This is a genomic window from Thomasclavelia sp. (assembly GCF_047249845.1).
Lineage (GTDB): Bacteria > Bacillota_I > Bacilli_A > Erysipelotrichales > Coprobacillaceae > Thomasclavelia.
On the sequence record NZ_JBKTWO010000008.1, the window covers coordinates 23,464 to 43,352 of the forward strand.

At 28.4% G+C, this 19,889-nt stretch carries 9 protein-coding genes and 1 riboswitch; all 9 genes read right to left on the reverse strand.

What is annotated here, in order from left to right; translation table 11 throughout:
- Complete coding sequence (locus ACLR9T_RS03335; protein WP_413108115.1) at nt 1–648, reverse strand: hypothetical protein; 648 nt, start codon at nt 646–648, stop codon at nt 1–3.
- A gap of 152 nt (nt 649–800) precedes the next feature.
- The gene (locus tag ACLR9T_RS03340) at nt 801–1,997 is read right to left on the reverse strand and encodes a BTAD domain-containing putative transcriptional regulator (RefSeq protein ID WP_413108116.1); all 1,197 of its coding nucleotides are present in this window, start codon (nt 1,995–1,997) and stop codon (nt 801–803) included.
- Nucleotides 1,998–2,115: 118 nt separating this feature from the next.
- A complete protein-coding gene (locus ACLR9T_RS03345; protein WP_413108117.1) occupies nt 2,116–4,479 on the reverse strand; it encodes a diguanylate cyclase in 2,364 nt (787 codons plus the stop codon).
- Nucleotides 4,480–5,037: 558 nt separating this feature from the next.
- Nucleotides 5,038–7,467 (reverse strand): diguanylate cyclase domain-containing protein, encoded by a 2,430-nt coding sequence (locus ACLR9T_RS03350; protein WP_413108118.1) that lies wholly within the window; start codon nt 7,465–7,467, stop codon nt 5,038–5,040.
- Nucleotides 7,468–7,567: 100 nt separating this feature from the next.
- Nucleotides 7,568–7,641, reverse strand: a riboswitch (cyclic di-GMP riboswitch).
- A gap of 271 nt (nt 7,642–7,912) precedes the next feature.
- Nucleotides 7,913–8,074: a hypothetical protein gene (locus ACLR9T_RS03355; RefSeq protein ID WP_413108119.1), complete on the reverse strand. Its 162-nt coding sequence runs from the start codon at nt 8,072–8,074 to the stop codon at nt 7,913–7,915.
- Nucleotides 8,075–8,429: 355 nt separating this feature from the next.
- Nucleotides 8,430–8,597 carry a DUF6273 domain-containing protein gene (locus ACLR9T_RS03360; RefSeq protein WP_413108163.1) on the reverse strand — a complete coding sequence of 56 codons (168 nt, stop codon included), beginning with the start codon at nt 8,595–8,597 and terminating at the stop codon, nt 8,430–8,432.
- Between the two features lie 194 nt (nt 8,598–8,791).
- Nucleotides 8,792–9,424 carry a CatA-like O-acetyltransferase gene (locus ACLR9T_RS03365; RefSeq protein ID WP_413108120.1) on the reverse strand — a complete coding sequence of 211 codons (633 nt, stop codon included), beginning with the start codon at nt 9,422–9,424 and terminating at the stop codon, nt 8,792–8,794.
- Nucleotides 9,425–9,631: 207 nt separating this feature from the next.
- Nucleotides 9,632–16,219: a discoidin domain-containing protein gene (locus tag ACLR9T_RS03370; RefSeq protein WP_413108121.1), complete on the reverse strand. Its 6,588-nt coding sequence runs from the start codon at nt 16,217–16,219 to the stop codon at nt 9,632–9,634.
- Nucleotides 16,220–18,009: 1,790 nt separating this feature from the next.
- Entirely contained in the window at nt 18,010–19,347 is a 1,338-nt protein-coding gene (locus tag ACLR9T_RS03375; protein WP_413108122.1) for a hypothetical protein, read from the reverse strand.
- Between the last annotated feature and the right edge of the window lie 542 nt (nt 19,348–19,889).

Consider the following 19,889-nt stretch of genomic DNA (forward strand, 5'->3'; position numbering starts at 1 on the left):
CTATTCTTCTATATATTGAATAACACCTTGACTATCGATTTTTACATCTAAGCCCCATTCACTCATAATTGCTGATTTTGCATCAACTTTCTGTACTGCTTCTGCTTCAAAAGCCAAATGAGCATTTAATCCTGAATATACCATCATATCACTATTATCGATCTTCCCCGATAACTTGATTTGATTTACAAATAAATCCGTTGCTTCGCCTGGTTTTAATAATTTTTTATAATAGAAATAAACAACTTCATTATTTATATCATTATTTTGGATAATCCAATTATCTTGATCATTAGTAATAATTTCAATAAATTTTGGATTAGCATCAATTATTTTATTTCCTTCTTCATCTTCCCAATATTTAGTAACAGTTATTCTTGTATATAAATCATTATTAGATATATTTTCAACAAAGGTTTGTTTTTCCTTAATTGCTCCTGGATAACCAAAATTAAATTTTATGCCATTATCATCCTTTTGACCATCCTCATTTGTTGTTGCATCCTTTAATTTGATCCCTATATTACCTGTATTTAGTTTGTTACTTGAAGAAGTGTCAGCACGGAAATAAGCAATTGCTCCTCCAACTGGAATCATGATACATAAAATAATCATTAATATTAGTAATTTATTTTTTTTGTTTTCCATGATGATTATCTCCTTTGCTTATTTTAGATTAAGTGGATACTCTCTCCACATTACAAACACATTATAATGAAACCTGGTTTTAAAGCGGTTATATTTTCTTTTTCACCTTGTTTATTAAATGGCTAAATAAAAAAGTTGTATTTCTACAACTTTTATTTATTTCTATATGATAGTTTTGCATTAGCCACATCATAGTTTAAACGATATGTATTACTATTATATTTAGTATAAAACTTTTTATTTATTCTTTGGATAATTGTGTATGCATTATCCATTTCATGACAATTAACTAGTATAATATATTGTTTTTTATTTATTTTAGAAAATAAATCATTCATTCTTAATGTTGTTGCAATTATTTCTTTAAGTTGATTCATGACATGCATCTGTATTTCAATCGCTTCTTTAGATTTAAGTTCAAAAATAATCAAAAAATACTTCTTTCTATCACGCATAGCATTTTTAAGCAAGATTTCATACATATACTTAAACATATCATAACCACAATAAAATCCTCTCATATTAGTATTATTAACTACCAAATCATCATTAACATTACTTGCATCTATAATATAATCTTCTTCAATATCTTCACTAATTACATCATACAATTCTTTAAATCGAGGTGACAACCCAGTTCCTAATTCTTTATAAAATCGCTCATTTAAATCATCATAATATTTTAATGCGCTATGATAATCCTTTAATTCAATTAATCCTTTAATATAATAATAATGTAAACCTTCATAAAATGGTTCTAACATTATTGCTCGATAATCAATTGATATCATTTTTTCAAATTCTTTACGATGCATATAATATTTACATATCTTAATAATACAATTAACAAAATTAGACCTAAAAAATTCCAATATCTGTTCAATCCAAATCGAATGATTTGTCGTAATATAAATCTTCCCTTTATACAAATCAGTCATTTTTTTAGCTATAATAAGACTTTGGCTATCTAATTCATCTATATACTTTATTTTTTCCCAATATATACAAAATTCATCAGTATCACTAACCCACTCAATATTTGGGTTTATCTGATATCCACCTTTAAGAGTTAAAATAACCTCTTCATCTTCTTTAAATATTCCAATATTTTTAAGATCTTTACGTAATCTAAATATTGTAAATTTTACTACACTATTAGGATTTTCACTATCGGGAAATAAAGTATCAATAATATCATTTTTAGTTACTACTATCTCTTTTTGAAACAATAACAACTGTAATAAATTAATTAACTGCTTTCCTAATACCTTAGTTAAATCAACCGTTATATCACCTCGACAAAACGAAAACGTCCCAAAAAACTTTACATATATTCTATTCCTTTCCATCCTGATCCCTCACTTTTAAAAATATGTTATACTGCAACATCTTCTTATGTTCTTTTCATAAAACCTTCTTTTTAATATTTTCTACTTTATTAAAACAAATTATTTGTCACCCTATCATTTAATTAATTTTTTGTTTAGATATTTTTTTCATTAAAAAAGTGCTCAAAATTTCTGAAATAAATTTAAGAATATTAATTTGCTCTTGAGTCCAAAAACGATAATTATTACATTCATCAAATCCAATAAATCCAATAAATTCATCATTATCTTTAATAGTACATAAAAGTAATGATTTTACTTTCTGTTTTCTTAATAATATTGTTAGTTTGCAAGGAAGTTCCTCAATATCTTTACAATAAAGAATGCCATCTTCATTAAATTGCTTTTTAAAATCAATCAAATAATCCTGATATGAAATATTTTGCAGTTTATCTATCTGCGATTCAATGCCATCATTGCACCACTCAAATGTATTACTACAATATTCATTATTAATATCATTTTTAAAAATATAAACACGACTGACATTATACTGTTTTCCAACAAGTTCCAATATATTTACTACTGCTTTATTTATATCAATAGACTTATATAAAAGTTTAAAAATATACTCACCTAATTTTTCATTCATTAACATAACCTCATCACTAAAATCATGTTTTTCATTAATTATATAAATCATAGATTTACTCATTTTACCAGGAAATTCATTCATCATTTCTTGATCATATAAGGCATAACGGTTTTTTCCTTTTTTCTTAGCATAATATAATGATTGATCAGCCTTATAAAATAAATCATTATATTGCGTTCCATCTTCTGGAAAGCAAGCTATACCAATACTACAGGATACTGGTGCAGTTAGTTCTTTATTACAGCTAAGCAGTTTAACCTCTTTTACAAATTCATCAATTGCTTTTAAAACCGCATTCAATTCTTCTATCATAAACACTAAAAATTCATCCCCACCAACTCGAGAAACAACTGCATTTGCACGAAAACTTTTCTTCATTATAGTTGCTACTTCACTTAAAACAACATCACCAAAAAGATGCCCTTTTGTATCATTAATATTTTTAAAATCATCAAGATCTATTATTATCATAAATGCTTTTGTAATATCGTGATTTTCTAACATATCAATAATTATATTTTGAGCTGCTAAACGATTATATGTTTTAGTAAGCGAATCTTCTTGAGCCATCTTCAAAAGGGTTTGTGATTGTCTTATTTCTTCATCAACATTAAAAATCACTCCAACTACTTTTATAGGGTTATGTACTTTATCAAAGATTGTAGTCATTTTAAAACGACACCATAAATATACATCTAGATTATTTTTTATTCGTATATTTCCTTCAGTATAAACTTGTCCATTGAGAATATTTTGAATCATTTGCTTCATTTTTATTCGATCATCAGGATGAATCCTAGAATTATAAGATTCATCACATAAATTTGCACTTACATTCTTTTCTGTCGGATTACACTTAAAAAGACGATACCAATTCTGTGAGTACTGCACCTCATCTGTAATAATATTCCACTCAAAAATAATATCACTGCTTTGGTCAAGAATAATTTTATAACGTTCTATACTTAACCGTAATTCTTCTTCAGCTACTTTTGATTCAGTTATATCTATAATGATACAAGCAAAAAATCTTTTTCCTTTTTCATTTATATGAATCTGACCCTTATCCAAAACCCATACTGTATTACTGTTTTTACATGTGACTCGATATTCAATTACCTTAACAGATTCATTAGCTATCTGCTTTTTCAGTTCTAATAAAGTTCTAGCCCGATCTCTAGCATCAATCATTGCTAAAAAGCTATTATTAAAACATTTTGCAATATCTTCTTTTGTATAACCAAACATTTTTAAAAAACCACTGCTCATTTCTAAAAGTGTCAATTTTTCATCATACATAACTTGAAACATTCCACCAGGTATATTATCACTAATCATTTTCATTATTTTTCCATGCCGCTTTAATTCATCTATTTTTTCTTCTACTAGGTGTTCTAAAATACGAGGTGCCTGGGATGAATAGTTTGCAGGTAAGACATCATCCTTTAATTGTTCTTTATTAGGAATTGATAAATGAATATGATAGATATACATTTTATTATTCTCTATTTTTAATATACTCGTAACACGTACATCCATTTCATCATATAAATTATAATCACTTTTTTCTTTCAAAATTATAATGCTATTAACTAATATAATGCTATCACTTAAATGTTCAATCGTCATATTATGATCAACAATATTAAAATTCATATGATTTTTCATTTTTTCTTCATTAAGAAGTCTTTTAGCCTCATTAATCCCATAACATACTTCATCTTTGCCAGAACCAAACCAACTAATATTTTTATGAAATAATTTCACAACATTATCAATATCTCTTTCAACAAAATACCAATTAGCTAATTGTTTAATATATTTTTGAATTATGCTATCATCAATCATAAAAAGCTCCCCTTTTTTATTTTCTTTTACTAACAGATCATGTTTATTAATTTCAATATTTCTCATTATTTAATATTTCAAAAATGTATAAACAAATAATAAATTATAACCTTTTAATCTTTTTCTATTTTCAAAATAACGAAAAAAAGCAGCAATAACAATATATTGGCTGAAGTTTGCAGTTTTTGGCTGAAATTTGCATTTTTCATCTTTCTATTAAATGTTATCAAAATTTTTCTATAATAAAAAGGTTCGATAATTATTGAATATTTCAATAACATCAAACCTACTTTCTTAATTATCATTTATAAATAAATAATTAAATATTATATTTTTTCAACCTTCCTTTACATATAAAAAGCAAGAAGAGCTTCAAGTTTTGCGAACTAGGACGAAGTCATTTTCTTGCCTTTTTATTTTATCATCCTCTCTTTCCTATGCAAATAAAAAAACTGTTGACTTGATACATGCTGTACTTTGTCAACAGTCTGAAACATAAATATCTATGTTTTTATCTAATATATCATAATTGTGTGATTCTTTATTAAATATACTTTTTTAACTTTTTAATGAGTTAGCAAACCTATAATCATTACGACCTTCTTTTTTTACCTCGTATAAAGCAAGATCAGCAAGCAGGTAAATATCATCATAATTTTGTTTTTCTCTAGAAAAGGCAATTCCAATACTTGTTGTTAAAGTATGCCTTTGACCATCTGAAATATTTCTCATCAAAAGTTTACAATACTTCTCAACCGCTTCCTGGCTTTTTGGATATTTCAAACCAATAACAAATTCATCACCACCAACGCGCCCAATGAAATCCGTTGGTCCAGTTGTAATTGTAATAGCATGCGCCAAGTTTTGTAATACCTGATCCCCATATAAATGACCATAAGTATCATTAATTGATTTAAAGTTATCAATATCTAAGATAATAAAAGCAAGATCATTATCACTACTTTCTTTTAAGAAACCTTCTATAAGTTCACGACAAGCTGCTGAATTATAAACTTTAGTTAAACTATCTTTACTAGCTAAATTTTTCCAAAGTAATTGTTCTTCTTTTTGGGCTTGAATATCAGTAATCTTTCCAATAATATGTGTTATCTTGGCACTATCATTAAAAAGAGGTTGTAAAAATACTCTTTGCCAGCGCTTCGTTCCATCCTTAAATGTAACAAGTATTTCTTCATCATATGTTCTTTTTGATTCAAGTATTTTTTTCATTATTTCTATGCCTGGATGATCTTGTACCAAATAGTGATCTACTGACTTTTTGTCACTTAACAATTTTGCAGCTCCTCCACTTAATGACAAACGATCCGTTTGGACACTGTACTCAATAAAACAATCACCTGAAAGATCACTAATTTGTTGAAAACGATTATATTCCTTAATAATTTTTTCATCATTTTTCTTATTACTATAAAATCTCGAAATCATATATGCTCCAGCTAAAATAATAATAAAACTTATAAATTGTATCTGATTATTATTAATATAACTTAATAAGGATGTATCCCCTTTTGCATATGTTCCATTTTTAAAGACAATTGATTGTATTTCATCATTTGTTACATTATCTATTCCTTTATTAAGAATATTTATAAGCGGAGTTGTGTTGTCTCTTACAGCCAGACAATTTTTTATCTTAGAACTAGTATTATGAGGAATAATTGTAATATTATTAAATTTATAAGCACTACTATAAAAAAGAGCAGTGTGACTTGTCAAATATGTATAATCAGCTTCCCCATTATTAACAGCTTGAATACATTCTAATACAGTATCATAGAAACTTATATTTTTATTTTCTTCACTTGTATAATAAAGATTTTTTGATAATGCTAATCTTTTCCCTTTAATATTATTTGAATCTATACCAGTTCTCATAATAATTTGAATCTGTGAATCCAAGTAAGATCTTGAAAGTGAAAATCCATAGTTTTCTGCCACATAAGATGACGTTATACCACCTGTAATCAAAATATTTTCATCACTAATTATTTTCATATATTCATCATAAGAATCTGTAAAATGATAATTGAATTTAATACCGCAAAGTTTACTAATATAATCAAGAACATCAATAGTTATCCCAGAATACCCATCTTTACCATACTTAGATTGAAAAGGTGCATTACCTCCCAATATAGCAACGTCTATTATAGGATTAGCTTTAATAAACTCTTTTTCTTTATCAGTTAAACTAAAATCAGCATTTTTTAATGAAAAATATTTTTCATGTAGTTCACCCATAAAAGAGGGTTGTTCTTTGTTGAGTTTTGTCATACTTTCATTAAGTTGAATTATTAAATCAGTATTTCCTTTTGTAGTAACGAGATAAAAAGGACGTGGAGAAAATGTTGCAACTATCCGATAATTACCACTTATAGCTGCCTGTTCAGAAAATGCAATAGCCTCTATTTCATTATTATCTAAAGCCGCCTGCATATTAGCTGTGGAATCAAAAAAATGTTGTTTGATTTCAATTCCATTCATTTTACCAAATTCTTTCAACTTTACATTTTCTTTTTTAGCTCCTGAAACAATACCTACATTTAAATCTTTTAATGAATAAATATTTGTATCATTAATTCTTTCATTATCAGAAAGAACATATATAGCCATATTCCCCATACCATAATTTGTAGATGTGTAATCATACATATCCGTCAATGATTCATCATAAATCATAGCACCCATCATATCAAGTTCACCTTTTTGAACTTTTTCCATAGCTACAGTAATCTGTTCATTTTCATCACCATCTAAAGTTACAAATTCAAATTCAAAATCAGTAAATCGTTCCAATTCTTTCAAATAATCATAAGTATAACCCGAATATATACCTTCGTTCGAGATTTCTGTCAAACCTTTTTGAATTGGGTATGCTACTTTTACTTTTGTTTTTGCTAAAACAGGAACACTAATCACAGATACTAACATTATTAAAACCATCATTACAGAGATCAGTTTCTTCATTAATATACTCCTTCTATATAACAAAATATGTCTTTATTTGCAGTCACAAAAAAAGACATATTGAAAACACTATATGTTAGGAATTCAAAAGATTACTTTTTTCTGCAACTGGCTGCCATTCCAGGCCCTATAGCTTTGCGTCACTACTTTTCAATAGTTTTGCCTATGAGTATATAATACGTTCTTATGAATATAAAAGTCAATAAAAACTAGTATTAAAATATTTCTCTTAATCTATCCTTAAACCTCTTTTTCAAAAACAATAGAAAATCCTAAAACTCATTTTAATACTAACCCTACACATGTTAAATAACACAAAAATGCATATCAACCACCTTTTTAATATATACTTGATTAATATAAGTATCTGCTTTATAACAACTTTATAATAATTCTATACGTACACTAAAAAAATCTTTCTACAAAAATTAAAACTATTCTTTTTTTAAAAATAGTTCCAATACCATTTATCATTCGATAAAATCAAACCATAACTCATTGAAATTCCAATATTTTTTTGATAAACACCAATAACATATCCAGTAGCTAATCCAAGTATCATACATCTAAAAATACATAAAATAACAAGGTCATTACTTTTCTTCATAAATCTTAATTAGTATTACAATTTCAACCATAAAGCTAGTCGTACATCACCAATATTGCTTTTAGTTACCGAATGAATATAGTATTGCTGCTATATCTGAAAGTACTATTGCCCTGAATACCTCATCACCCCCGCTGTATTATTAGCATGTCTGAGTGAACGAAGCCACCACCATCCTTGTTCATCAAGATCCGCTTCTATCTTGCTATTATTTTTACCTTTTCTTTGAAACCAATATTTTTACCAGGATTATATAATAATGAACTACTATCACCAAAATATTTACAAACTACTTCCTTGTTGATAATAAGAATATTTTATCTTCTCCACATTTTTAACCATACCATTGATTATCTTAATTTTTATTTATAACTAGCATTATTTTTTCTTGCTCAACTCTATTAAACTTATTATATAAATCATTATCTAGATATTTTCTTAATTCGCAATTAGCCCAAGTTATAATTAAAGCTACATTGTTTTGTATATCTAATACTAACCAACTATAATTACCAAATAATATCTTATCTCCTACTTGCGTTTTTCATCTTCTAGAAAATCTCTTTTTCCTATATTATATCTACTAATAATTTATTATATATCCGACAAACAAAAAAGAGAGAATATTTTATTATTTCCCTCTTTCAACATCCAATTTTTATTATCTAAATACTTATACTATTGATCTTAAATTTCTATATTTAGATAATAAATTATTTAAAACTTATTAAAATAACTCTGTAATTTTTCTACAAACTCTCCAATATGTATTCCATCTACAAATGAATGATGAACTTGTACTGAAATTGGAATTATAATTCTTTTATCTTTCTCATAATATTTTCCCCAATCAAAAAGTGGTGTTGCATTATCCTTCTTTCCTGAATTTGTGTGAGAAATATGAGTAAATGTAACCCAGGGCATTGAAGAACATTGAAATACGTCATTTCCCAAAGGTCCAGTGAAATATTCCTTTTGTTCATTTACTGTCTTCATCGCTAACTCACAATATTCTTTCAAATCATCTATCATAGGTACATTAACTACTTTAAATAACTTAGTGTCTTTATCAAGATATGTAAACGCAGTATCTATCTTTTCAAATAGTATCACCTGTCCATCTAAAAAACGATAACGAAATGCTTCTATCTCATTTGCACATTTACAGACAGCATAAACCATTGCTAATGTAAAAGAAAGTCCCTCTTGTTCCTTTACCATGCGTTTAAAATTTGTGATATCGGCTTCAAATGTTACACAAAATGCTGGTTCAACACTATTTCTAAAAACCATACAGTGCATTGCTCTATTCCAAGTTTTTTCATCAATCACTTTATATTGATTAGACATATCTTTAATCCTCCAATTTCTAAACTTTTATTATTTACAGTATAATACTTTTTTCAAATTTATGATCCTATAAATATAATTTTATTTATTATTATCTAATTATTTTTATAGTAAATATTCTATCTAAATATTAAATGTCCAAAAGATAAAAAAAGAACTGTATAAAATGATTTTTATTTATATCATTTTTTACAGTTCTCTATAAAATTAATCTTCTTTACGTCTACGATACATAATCATTCCAGCCAAACTTATAATTCCTAATCCAGTAAATAATCCTAATAAATTATCATCACCTGTCTTAGTTGCATTTACTTTACTGTCTCCTGGTTTTACGGTTTCAGCAGGAACATTTGTATTATTCTCTACTGGTGGATTATTTGAATTTGTTACTAATCCTTCTATTGCTTTTGTTAATCCACTTACTGCATCGTTTATTTCTTCTTGTGTTGCTTCTGAATTATTAAATACTTCATTTGCTTTTAATAATTCCGGTTCAAGTAATGCCCATGAAGCTGCTGTGTAATTAGCCTTATTCATTCCATTAGCCTGATTGATTAAATCGTTTAATAAGTCTTTATTTGGTTTCAATCTTAAGTTAACAAATGCTTTTACTAGTTCACCATATGCTTCATCTACTTCTGCCTTCATTGCATTATCATTTGACAATACTTCGTTTACTTTAGGTAACACTTCTTGTAAAGCTTTCCATGATAGTTCTGTGTAATCACTTGCTGTTAATCCTGCGATTTGATCCATCATCTTTTGTAATGCAAGCTTATCACCTTTATAGAATTCCAGCATTTGCATTACACTAGCTAGTCTATCAAATGCATTGTCTACTTCTTCTTGAGAAGCTCTTGGATTATTAAATACTGTTTGAGCATTTGCTAAAGCTGTCTTGAATTCACTAGCAACTGCTGGAACAACTTTATCTAACTGTTCTTGAGTAACTTTACCAGCCATATCAATAGCAATTGATAATGCTATTTTATTAGTATCTGGTAATTGAGCTTCTACTAAAGAATCTACTGCAGTTTGTAATGAACTTACCATGTTATCAACTTCAGCTTGAGTAACATCTTCTTTAATTAGTAATTCTTTTGCTAAAGTTAATACTTCCTGCATTGCTTTCCAGCTTTCTGCTGTGTAATCTTCTTCATTCAATGCTTCTGCCATCTGAATTACACTATTAAGTGCATCTTTATTAACAGCTGCCTTAATTCCATAAATATTCATTTCTGCAATTCTTGCATACTTATTATCTTCATCTGCAATTCTTCCAACTGCTTCTAATGCTATCAATTTAATATATCTAGCCTTTACACCATTTAATTCTGCTGGAACATTTACGTTTACTTTTTGTCTATATTCATCAGCCTCAACTGTACCTTCAGTAACCTTTTCCCAGTTTTCTTTATCCATACTTGTATAAATCTCATATTTTGTGATACCACCATTAGGAATAGTATGAGAAATAAATTCTAATTTATCTAACTCATAAACATCATCTAATGTAATTACAACATCTTTTGGTAAAGATGCCTGATTACCACTGTATGGAGATTCCCAATAAGTTTCTAGATTACCATCAAACATTCTATCAGCTACATTTGATTCACTATATAAAGCTTCTGCATTTGTAACTGCTTTATTTAATAATGTATCAGCTTCACGTCCATTTACTTCGATTTCAGCTATTGTAAGCATATTTGTAACAGGTGTTTTATCTGCTTTGTTGGCAGTTAAGAATGTTACATCAATTCTATCTACAGTTTTTTTACAATCAAAGTTAAATTCATATATAGCCTGTTTATCAGAAATAACTACTTCATTACCTTTTGTACCATCTGTATAGACTAATTGTGCTTTAGCACTTGTCAAATATCCATTACCTTCATTAGCATTGTATACCATTAATTGATCTACATATGCCTTTTCTTTTAAATCAAAATGCATTGTCAATGGCAATGTTACATATTCAGGAAGTTTTCCATCTTCACCATGGTTAGAAGCAACATCCCATAAGAATTCGAAATCTCTTGCTCCAGAACCTTCTTTATTACCATCAAATAGTTTAGTATAACCGTTAGCTTTTCCATTCTGAATTAATTTTTCAATATTTGTTCCATCATCATTTGGTAAAAACTCATTTGTCATAGTAATATCAAAATCATCTAATCCAAAATTAATCTTTGTACCTGCTTGACCATCATATAATTTGATATTATCAATCCAGAATTTAGCAGCTTTTGACTCATTGTTAACTAAATAAATCTTACCAATATTCTCAGGTGCTACTGCAGTTGAGCGGAATCCAAAATTATCAGCAATGACATACTCTTTACCAGCTTCATCTGTAGCTGTAGCACTCCATTTTTTAGCTTCTAAATCAATCGTTGCAGTTATATGATAATACTCATCTTTATTAAATTTTAAATTACTTTGAACAAATGTACTACCATTGTGAGCTCCAAATGTTCCATCTTTATACATGCGAATAACTACTGGCATTTGACTATATGCTGTGTAGTTAGAATCACTGCTTCCAAGTGCCACTACTGCATTTGTTTGATTTGGTGATAAAGTAGTAACCATATCAAATTCAACAGTAGTAATTGATCCTTTACTAGGTCCAATAGCTCGTTTAGCAGATACTGATCCACTTGAATTAGCACCTACAGCTACTAATGCAGTATCTGAAGGTTGTAATCCAACACCACTAGCAACAGCGTTTGGTCCGTATAATGATATTTTACTTAAGTCAATCACATTATCAGTAATAGCTGCAATATCAGTTTTTGCTTTCATTGTAATCGAAGCAACAACTTCACTTCCACTATATACTTCCTTATCTCCACGATTTACAAATGCTAAGTTGACATATGCTGTTCCATCTTCATAAGTTTTATTAACAGATAAATTTTCCATCTGTTTGATCGCTTCACCTTGTTCAATACTTACAAACTCTAATAGTGAAGGATCATAATTGATTATCTCACCAAGTGCATTTACATTATCAGCATCATCTGTAGTTACATTGATCGTAAATGTATCTCCTGCTTTCAAACTTTCTACATTTGGTACTAATGCTGCTCTACCAGTTGCAACATCATCTTTCTTTGTTCCACCATCTAGTTTATACATTGTAAATGTGTAATCATAAACATCGTATATACCATTCATATTGATATCTAAGCCATAATTTTTGATCTGGCTAGTAAATGTAGGTTCATCTTTATCCGATAGACCTTTATAGTTGAGCATATTTGTATAATCCGCATCTGTTACTTGATCTCTTTCCTGAGTTGAAATACTTCCTATTTCAAATGGTTTACGTCCTTCTGTTGCAATAACTTTAATTTCACTTGCCGCAAAGAAAGTATTATAAGATTCTCTTGGAATAAAGCTTAGATAACGTGCTGGTCCAACATTATCAATCGTCTTCACTGTAGCATCGAGAGGCCATTGTAATGTTCTTACTTCACTCCAATGAACACCATCAAGACTTGTCTTGAATTCCATCTTCGTTACAGTTCCTTGACCTGCATCATCTCTTGGATAATATTCAATCTTTTCAATATTATATCCTTTTCCATAATCTACAGTCAGTTCTTCATTAATACCACCATTATTAGAATGGAATCCATTATCCCCTACTTGGAGTATATTATCAAAAGCCAATTCTGGATTATGTGAACCCCAGATTTTTCCGGTCCAATTAATATCTACCGGTGTTGGCGTATTCCTCCATGGATCCAGTAATGAACGTGTCTTTATTTCTTCACTCCATGGTGAATATCCATCTTTATTTCTTGCTCGTACCTGATAAGTGTGCTCTGAATCATATTCCAAATCAATGTGATTATAAATCCTTGCATCTAATACAGTATTAACAACACCATCAACTAAGACTTCATAGCTTGTTGCACCTTCTACTTCATCCCATGTTACTGTAATACTAGTTGGTGTTTTAGATTCTTCTGGAGCAGTAAAGTTTGCTGGCACTGCTAATTCAGAATTTTCTTTATCTTGCATATGTAATGCTTCACTATCATTTACAAAACCTTTTACAATCAACGTTTGTGCATTTTCATTAACATCTGTTTTAGGGAATGAAACATAAAGTTTTGGCGTTGTTGTAATTGCTGTATCTTTAAAAACTTCTCCATCCTTTGAATACTTATTCAAGTTTGGCGCTTCATCATAGAACCATACTGCTTCATTTTTAGCAGCTCTCTCTTCAAAATCAGCATAAGAGTCTGCTTTTGCTAAATTCACATCACTGTTACCATTCTTAGCTGTTAGTGCTTCTGGTTCTTGTGATACATTGACTACAAATGTAGAATGTCTATTAGAATCATAACCTTTATAATTACCTTTTGATGGTTCAATTGTTAAAGTTGCAACATCACCATCTACTACGGATTTCATATGTGTTGTTACTTTTCCACCATAATCTCTTGTACCATCTTCAGTAATATCTAATGAAATACCATCATCTTCAACTAAATCAAAAGAGGTTTCTTTATGTGGATAGAATTCAATAATTCTTCTAGTTTTATCTAATCCTTTTTCATTTCCCTCACTTGATGCCATCGGATTGTTATTTTCTTCATACATTGGAATAATTGAACCATTCTTAACAAATAATGGTAGTTTCCAAATTGGTGCATCAAGATTATTAAGAACTTGTCCGCCAAGATATTGTTTACCTGTAAAATAATCAATCCATGTATCAGATGTATTTGGTAAATAAATACCGTTTCTAATATCATTTCCTACACTATCAGCATTTGTATTTTGATAAATTGGTGCAACTAAGAAATTATCACCAAACATATATTGATATTGTGTTGCTGTTGAATATGTGTAATCATTTTCCTCTTCTAAGAACATTGCACGAATCATTGGTAAACCATCTACTGATTCATGAGCATATGTATAGATATATGGCATAAGCTGCGCTTTTAACTTTAGATACATACGATTAATAGAAATATATGGATCATCAGAAATATAAGGTTTTTTTGCTTTTGATCCCCAGCCATCCATATCAAGCATTGTCTGTGTAAATGTCTTGAACTGTAAATCACGTGTTGTAATTAGGTCACTTCCACCTGCAATACCGTCAACATCACTACCAATATTAGGATTTCCACTTAATGACTGCCCAATATATGTTGGAATATGGAAGCGAATGTATTCCCAGTTACCACCTGTTTGATCCCCAGTCCAAATACTTGCATAACGCTGGAAACCTGCCCAACCATCTAGTGAAACTAGCGTTGGACGCTGTCCATTTGTTGATAAAATGTTGTATCCATCCATAACCGAATTCATTGCCATAGAATATCCTTGACCTACCCATGCAACATCAGTTTTTAACGCAGATACACCACCATTAGCCACTTCTTTTGAGAAATCACGCAAAGTTTGGAATCCTTGATAACGTGAGTCTCTTTCAGAAGAATCTGGTGTCAAAGCCGCCTGTGTCCATAATCCTGAACGAACTCCTTTAGATTCTGTATACTCTGTGAATTTAGATAAGTTCGAAACATTAGCGTCGATAACTGCATCCCTACGTTCTGTATCTTCACCTGCAGCTCTCTTTTGATAATATCCATTTTGTCCATATCCACATCCATAACCATCGTTTGGTACGAACCACCCTAATGGCATATCATTATCGACATGTCCATCAACTACTGCTCTTGCAGAGAATTTATAAGTACTGTCATCAATCTTCCCTTTAAATAAATCCGCATCAAATGTTGGACCTTCATTATTTAATGACTCTGCAGCAACCCCTTCAGGAATTCTATAACCTTCTGCTGCACCTAACTCTTTATATCTCTTTCCATCTTCTAATACCCATTTATCTGATGCAGTTCCATCTTGCCAACCATCACGATTATAACAATTTAAATGCGCCAAATAAAATGCATATTCTGGTAATAATAAAGGATTTCCAGTAACATCATAATACCCATTTATTAATGTTTTTGCAGTATTAGCTGCATTTTCTTCATCAGAAACAAAATAGTATGCATCAAATTCTGCTTCATTGTGTGTTGTCTTTACGTCTTTAATACCATTACCAAAATTATAACTTCCTTGAGCAAATGTATTTCTCAATACACCATACCCTGCTGTTGACCAATAAAATGGATTAGGTGATGATACATGTCCATCTGTCCATTTATTTTCATTAGCAATATTAATTGTCTTACCTTTATGGGTAAAACGACCATTTTGAGTACCTCCTCCAAAGAAATACTCATCTTTCTTTTGAGTTAAAGTCTGTACTGTTCTTGAACCAATATTTAATGATTCAGATTCACTCATTACAACGTCTCCACTTGCATTTTTTACCGTCATCTTAGCAGTTGCTTTATCCAATACAATCGTTGTTCCATCCGTACTAACTTCAAATGAACCATTTGTCTCTTTTATCTTAGCCTCTGGATGTGCATATTTATCTGACTCATCAGATTGTGCCTGAATCGTTGCTTTATGGCTGCTACTTCTTGGTGTAGCATATTCTTCAAATTTTCCTGTAGGGTCGACATTATAGCGAAAAATACCATTTTCTAAAAATGTAATGCGCCCCTTTACTGCACCATCATTAAAACTTATTTCAACTACGTTACTATCATTTGTTACACTATCAACTTTTGTTAATTGACCAGTAAAATTTGCAGCTGAAACTCTCATTGGCTTAAATGACGATACCATAGAAAAAGCTATTGCAAATGACAAAAACAATTTGCCTACTTTTCTTGCTTTAATCATAATTGCCTCCATTTTCTTACTTCATATGAGTACGATTTTTTAATTCCCATGATTTTAAATACTTAAAGATATAATATAGAATTCTTTAAAATAAGTGATATTTTCTATACCTTTGATTTAACATATTTAATCATTAAGTTTATATCAATAGTTAATTCTCCCATTCCTATCTTCTATTCACTTACTTTTATAATCTTATTTTTACAATTTATTATTTTATACCTTCTCCTTTCTTTCTTTAAAAATCATAAAATAATCTTTCTTTCCCTTTGTCTGTAATTACAAAAAAGCCTTTAATTCATTATTTAAAGGTTCATATATAAAAACAATTATCTCCCTCCCTTTCCCTATACATCTTCTTATATAATATGAAGCCCTCTCTATCAAAATAGATTTTAAGAACACATATCACCAATTAATTCTAAAATATCATATATTTCACATGATTTACTTATTTAAAACACAATTATTAATTTATTACATATATTGTAACCCCTTACATACTTAAAAATCAATAGCTTGTAATTCTTTTTACTTACACAAATTAATATTTTTTTTGCATATTTTAATTTAAGACTAAAAAAATATTATATTAATTAAGTTAAATATGAATCATAAAACTTTTTTAAATATTAAAGCACTTCAAATAGAAATTACTATTTGTCTTTAGCATTGATAGAAAAAATATGTAAGTATTAAAATCATTGATACATTTTCAAAACTATTATAAATAAGATACATCTTATATCCATTAGTAATCCTTATATAATTTTCTATAACTTTGATTATTTTTGATTGTCTACCTATATCTAGCACTGTTTAGTTTCAATATACATACTACTTTATGCCTATTCATAGATTAAAAACTCTAATTCCTTTTGCATATAAATTCTAATTTTCTCAATATTCTCATATATTTATTTAATCAGTATTTTTTATTATAGCCTAGTATATTTTTTAATTTTATTTATTTAAATAAAAATTTCCTGATTTATAAAACTAGATTACTATCTTAATAATTAATCTTTTAGATACTTAATATTTATTGCAAGACATTTTCTTTAAAAAGAAATATATAAAATCTAAGGTGATAAATACAATGAAGTAGTTAAACAAAATATTGGATAAAATTTAGAAAATGATTTAAATTGTCATAAAATATCATAAATTACTTGTCCTTTATTCAAAATATGTCTATTTTCATGACCAATATAACACTTAGTGAATATATTCTGTATAGAAAAGTGTTGTTAGTTACAGAAGAATTAAAGAATACGAATATTTATGAGATCATAATAAATGATTATCACTTTTTATAATATAATGTGATATTAGGTACCTGATTTAGCCTTACTTATTAATTTTGAATTTCTTAGTTTTAATTGATATTTCAGCAAAGCTAGTAAAAATAGTTTTAAATATTCTTTAATAAATATAATGGTAATCCCCATTGTTCTAGTGCACAAATCATACCTGTTTAGTTAAGTTGTATTTTATGCCACTTAAGTGACTTAGTCTAAATATCGTTCTTAAAATATATATATATAATTACTTTCTTTAAAACATTGAATATTACTTTTATTAATTATCTTTACCATTTTATTCGCTCTTACCTTTTGATATTTTATTATCGCATACTATTAAACATATCGATATGCAAATAATCAGATAAAGACAAAAAAGGTATCAAAATTCCTTGAATTTTTGATACCTTATGTTAACTTTAAATCAATCAAAGAAGCAAAACACCTTCCTAAAGTTGTTGTTTCTATAGTTGAATAAATCTACTTTTACTCTATTTTTTCTAAACTTACTGTCATAATATCGCGCTTTATTGGACTAGTTTCCATTGCTGAAATATAAGTACCCTGTTCTCCCAAGGTCAATTTATTTGTAGCAGCTGTAATTGTAAATTCTGCTATACTCATACGTTCTTTCCCTGACCATTCGGTAGGTAAACTGATATGATTTTTTTGATCATAGATATTACCACACATTGGATAAGCAAACACATCACTAGGTAACCCATTTAGCACAACTGTTAATCTATAATTCCCAGGACTCAATGAAATTGTATTTAAATCAATGGGATTAGAAGATTCATACGACTGATTTGCTGGAAGCATGATTTTATCTCCATTAAATATTAGTGGTGAGGGATAGGTTTCCGTTTGAAATGAGAATTCTAACGGAATTTTATTTACATATTTTGTTAAAGAAACAGTCATTACTAGACGATTATAATATACTGGTTCTGTTACTTGTATATATGTACTATTTTCTCCTAATGTTAGTCGATTTGTAGACTTAGTAACTGTAAATTCTGCGCTATATGTTCGATCATTTACAGTCCACGTAGTGGGCAATATAATATCATTTTGTGCATCATAAATATTTCCACCATTTTCATATAAGAACTTATCACTCTCAAATCCAATCATATCACAACTGATAACATAAGTTCCTGGATTTAATGTATCAGTTATTATATCAATCGGATAATAACTTGAAGATATATTACCTGATGTTACATAAATAGAATTTCCTTTTAAAAGTAAGTTATTTCTATAAGTAGTATCATTTGAAAATGCTAAATCTACTTTAAAATCTTTTATTTTTCTATTTAAAGAAACCATCATCACTTCTCGATTATAATATACTGGTTCCGTTACCTGTATATATGTACTATTTTCTCCTAATGTTAGTCGATTTGTAGACTTAGTAACTGTAAATTCTGCGCTATATGTTCGATCATTTACAGTCCACGTAGTGGGCAATATAATATCATTTTGTGCATCATAAATATTTCCACCATTTTCATATAAGAACTTATCACTCTCAAATCCAATCATATCACAACTGATAACATAAGTTCCTGGATTTAATGTATCAGTTATTATATCAATCGGATAATAACTTCCAGATATATTACCTGATGTAATATAAACACATTCTCCTTTTAAAAGTAAGTTATTTCTATAAGTAGTATCATTTGAAAATGTTAAATATACAGGAAAATCAGAATGATATTTATATCCATCATCAATTGCTTGAACTGTATTTTCCTCATAAACTATAAAACCTAAACACATGGTTAATGATACAAAAAACATTAAAATTTTCTTCATAATTTCTCCATTTCTGTGTCCATTCTATTTGCTAGAACACAACATTTTTTTACTGGTTTCACTAATTTTAGTATAAAGAAGTAAGGATATTATATTGCAAAAAACGCAGGAGTAAACAATTAGTTTTATTCTAAATAATCCAAAAAGATGCATTAATATTTCAAGAATAAATCAATAATACTTTAAAATAAAAAATGTATGATTTTTTATAATAATTGAATGTTAATTTTATCTTACCTTTTTTAGAAGAGTTTTTATTCTTAAGATTATGTAACAACAATAATTTTAACTATCATAAAGACATCATGGTAACTAATAGTGCATTATTAATAAGAAAAGGTCTATTGTAATGTAAGTCCAAAGAGCCCCAATACTTTAAATTATCATTGCTATAACATACTATATAATTCACTGATTACAACTATTATAAAGTATAGTATGAAATCCATAGATAATTACCCAATTAAAATATTCAGTGTTCTTTAAATAAATGATTAAATATATCTTATTTTGATTGTGTTGAAACTATTAAAAGAAAAAAA

Bases quoted from the DNA above. Each gene is read 5' to 3' on its own strand.
- ACLR9T_RS03335 (WP_413108115.1), bottom strand. From the start codon at position 648: ATGGAAAACAAAAAAAATAAATTACTAATATTAATGATTATTTTATGT.
- ACLR9T_RS03340 (WP_413108116.1), bottom strand. From the start codon at position 1,997: ATGGAAAGGAATAGAATATATGTAAAGTTTTTTGGGACGTTTTCGTTT.
- ACLR9T_RS03345 (WP_413108117.1), bottom strand. From the start codon at position 4,479: ATGATTGATGATAGCATAATTCAAAAATATATTAAACAATTAGCTAAT.
- ACLR9T_RS03350 (WP_413108118.1), bottom strand. From the start codon at position 7,467: ATGAAGAAACTGATCTCTGTAATGATGGTTTTAATAATGTTAGTATCT.
- ACLR9T_RS03355 (WP_413108119.1), bottom strand. From the start codon at position 8,074: ATGAAGAAAAGTAATGACCTTGTTATTTTATGTATTTTTAGATGTATG.
- ACLR9T_RS03365 (WP_413108120.1), bottom strand. From the start codon at position 9,424: ATGTCTAATCAATATAAAGTGATTGATGAAAAAACTTGGAATAGAGCA.
- ACLR9T_RS03370 (WP_413108121.1), bottom strand. From the start codon at position 16,219: ATGATTAAAGCAAGAAAAGTAGGCAAATTGTTTTTGTCATTTGCAATA.
- ACLR9T_RS03375 (WP_413108122.1), bottom strand. From the start codon at position 19,347: ATGAAGAAAATTTTAATGTTTTTTGTATCATTAACCATGTGTTTAGGT.